Genomic DNA, 3,189 nt, shown 5'->3' on the forward strand with positions numbered 1-3,189 from the left:
CCTGGGCAAGCAATTAGCAGCCGAATCCTTGGTGGATGCCGATATCGTCATTGGCGTGCCGGATTCGGGTATTCCCGCCGCGATCGGATTTTCGGAGGCATCGGGGATCCCTTATGCTGAAGGCTTGATCAAAAATCGCTATGTGGGACGGACATTTATTCAGCCGACTCAAGAAATGCGGGAATCAGGCATTCGGATGAAGTTAAACCCCCTCAGAGATGTTTTAAAAGGCAAACGAGTCATCGTGATCGATGATTCGATCGTGCGGGGGACGACCAGTCGGAAACTAGTCAAGGCGCTACGCGATGCTGGGGCGACGGAAATTCATATGCGGATCTCGTCACCACCTGTTACTCATCCTTGCTTTTATGGCATCGATACCGATACTCAAGATCAACTGATTGCTGCAACGAAGTCAGTGGCGGAGATCGCCGCGCAAATCGGTGTCGATACGCTAGCATACCTCTCCTGGGAAGGGATGTTGGCTGCTACCAATCAGGATCCTAATAATTTTTGTTCGGCTTGTTTTACTGGCGATTACCCAGTAGAAATCCCTGATGGGGTCAAAAAATCCAAGTTGATGTTGGAGATGGGTTTAATTAATTAATCATTAATAATTAATAACCCCCAACTTCTGTGAGAAGTTGGGGGCTATTTTTGTAGATCGGTTTGATTTACTGAGATAAACAGGTATAAAGCCTCCCTATTTATGGAGTTGCGGGTAAAATGCAACGCTGGGAAATCAAACAAGATTATCTAACTCATTCAATCCTCTGTCCTATGCCTACGGCAGGCTTACGCCAACAGGGAGAGGTAATTAATAATTAATAATTATTAATTATTGAAGCGAGTCTATTTATCTGGTTGTGGAGTCATCCGCAGATAAGGTTTGAGTTCGGTAATGCCTTTGGGAAATTTAACTTTGGCTTCTTCGGTCGAGATCGTTGGAACGACCACACAGTCACCGCCATCAACCCAGTTAGCTGGAGTTGCCACGCTGTAATTATCGGTGAGCTGGAGCGAGTCGATTACCCGCAAAATTTCATCAAAGTTGCGTCCGGTACTTGGCGGATAAGTAATTGTCAACCGAAGCTTTTTGTTAGGATCGATAATGAATACCGATCGGACAGTCACCATTGCATTTGCATTGGGGTGAATCATGTCATACAAATCGGAAACTTTTTTATCGGGGTCGGCGATGATGGGGTAATTTAGCGCCGAACCTTGGGTTTCGAGAATATCGCCAACCCAACCATTGTGAGAATCTACATCATCGACGCTCAATGCGATCGGTTTGACATTGCGCTTATCGAATTCTGGCTTGAGTTTGGCAACTTCGCCTAATTCTGTCGTACAGACTGGCGTGAAATCTTTAGGATGTGAAAATAGAACTACCCAACTATTACCCGCCCATTCAAAGAAGTCGATCTCGCCTTGGGTAGTAGCTTGTTTGAAGTTGGGTACGGTGTCCCCTAATCTTAACTGCATAATCTATCTAAATAGGTGAAAGTGGATAGGAGCAACTTTCGATATTTACACAAAGCTACCCCGATCGCATACCAATGTACATGTTTATTTACGATCGAGTCGGTAGTGAGGGATTAGGTGTTAGGTGTTAGGTGTTAGGGATTGGGTGTTAAGGAAACCTCTGCGGTGTGCATATTCCCTAAAGCCCAAAGCCTAAAGCCCAAAGCCTAAAGCCCAAATCCTAAACTGGCAGCACTGCCTCTGGATAGCGATAGACTGTTTCACCTGCGGCATCGACCCGCACGCGCTCGATTTTCGCGCCTAAATTCCGCATCTTAGCTTCTAAGCGATCGTAACCGCGATCGAGATGGTGTAAGTCTTGGATGGTTGTTTTACCTTGGGCGGCTAAACCAGCCAGTACCAGTGCGGCTGAAGCTCGCAGATCCGTGGCGGTGACAGTTGCGCCAGAGAGCCTCGCAACGCCTTCGACGATCGCATGATTGCCTTTGACTTTGATATTGGCACCCATGCGTTTGAGTTCGGCAACATGTTGGAGCCGATTTTCAAACACTGTCTCGGTAATCACACTGCTACCCTCGCTAACAGCGAGCATCGCCATAAATTGCGCCTGCATGTCCGTGGGAAAAGCGGGGTAAGGCAGTGTCTCGATATCTGCACCTCTGAGAATGCCCGTGGGGACGACTCGCAGCCGATCTGGGGCGTCGATAACGACATTCGCACCGATTTGTTTTAATTTGGCGACCGCTGCGGTGAGATGTTCGGGAATGACTGGAAACAAGCTGATTTCCGAATTGGTAATTGCGCCAGCGACCAAAAATGTCGCTGCTTCGACGCGATCGGCGATGATCCTATAATCGGTTTCATGCAGCTTATCGACACCGACGATCGTAATTCGATCTGTACCCGCGCCGTGAATTTTGGCACCCATCGAAATACAGAAATTTGCCAAATCGACAACTTCCGGTTCCTTCGCCGCGTTCTCTAGGATCGTCTCACCATCGGCTAGCGTCGCCGCCATCATCAATGTTTCCGTCGCGCCGACACTTGGGTAATCCAGATAGATTTTCGCCCCTTGCAGGCGTTTACTCGACCCAGTAACGTAAGCATTGACAATGCCATGTTCGATTTCGACATGAGCGCCCATCGCCTGGAGTCCTCGGACGTGCAATTCGATCGGTCTAGCTCCGATCGAACATCCACCGGGCATCGGGACTTTAGCTACACCCAATCTAGCCAAGATCGGCCCGATCGCAAAAAAAGCTGCCCGTAATTTGGATACCAGTTCAAACGGGGGAGTATGACAATTAAAGCCACTGGTATCAAAATCGAGAATTTCGCCATTGCGGTGGATTTTGACACCCAAGGCTTCAATAATCTGGCACATCTTATCGACATCGACTAGTCCCGGAATGTTTTGGAGCCTACAGCTACTCGAACATAGCAGTGCCCCAGCCATCACAACTAATGCTGAATTTTTGGCACCACTGATTTTTACTTCCCCTGACAACGGGTTTTGACCCCAGATGTGAATGACAGACTTTTCTGTTGCTAGCATATTTTGGGTGGTGATTGTGCTACTGATAGGTTTTTCCTCCAAATTCCAAGCGATTCTCCTTCCCTTCGGGACGCTCCGCGAACAGAGAGGCTCCGCCAACGCGGTCGAGATTACTTATTTTTGCTTAAATTCTACAGGTAATTCGG

General features: G+C 48.0%; 3 protein-coding genes. 1 reads left to right on the forward strand and 2 read right to left on the reverse strand.

Annotation, left to right across the window (positions count from 1 at the left end; translation table 11 throughout):
- The coding region (locus tag RMO52_RS18565) for an amidophosphoribosyltransferase (protein ID WP_310417209.1) at window positions 1-607 on the forward strand (607 nt) is incomplete at its 5' end.
- Between the two features lie 245 nt (window positions 608-852).
- Here RMO52_RS18565 and RMO52_RS18570 read toward each other — a convergent pair.
- Both RMO52_RS18570 and murA read right to left on the reverse strand, forming a co-directional pair.
- The gene (locus tag RMO52_RS18570) at window positions 853-1,488 is read right to left on the reverse strand and encodes a peroxiredoxin (RefSeq protein ID WP_309741110.1); all 636 of its coding nucleotides are present in this window, start codon (window positions 1,486-1,488) and stop codon (window positions 853-855) included.
- Window positions 1,489-1,708: 220 nt separating this feature from the next.
- Window positions 1,709-3,043 carry a UDP-N-acetylglucosamine 1-carboxyvinyltransferase gene (murA, locus tag RMO52_RS18575; protein ID WP_309741111.1) on the reverse strand — a complete coding sequence of 445 codons (1,335 nt, stop codon included), beginning with the start codon at window positions 3,041-3,043 and terminating at the stop codon, window positions 1,709-1,711.
- Window positions 3,044-3,189: the final 146 nt, after the last annotated feature.

The organism is Chamaesiphon sp. OTE_8_metabat_110 (assembly GCF_031382685.1).
Lineage (GTDB): Bacteria > Cyanobacteriota > Cyanobacteriia > Cyanobacteriales > Chamaesiphonaceae > Chamaesiphon.

Coding starts and splice junctions, on each gene's coding strand:
- RMO52_RS18570 (WP_309741110.1), bottom strand. CDS start 1,488: ATGCAGTTAAGATTAGGGGACACCGTACCCAACTTCAAACAAGCTACT.
- murA (WP_309741111.1), bottom strand. CDS start 3,043: ATGCTAGCAACAGAAAAGTCTGTCATTCACATCTGGGGTCAAAACCCG.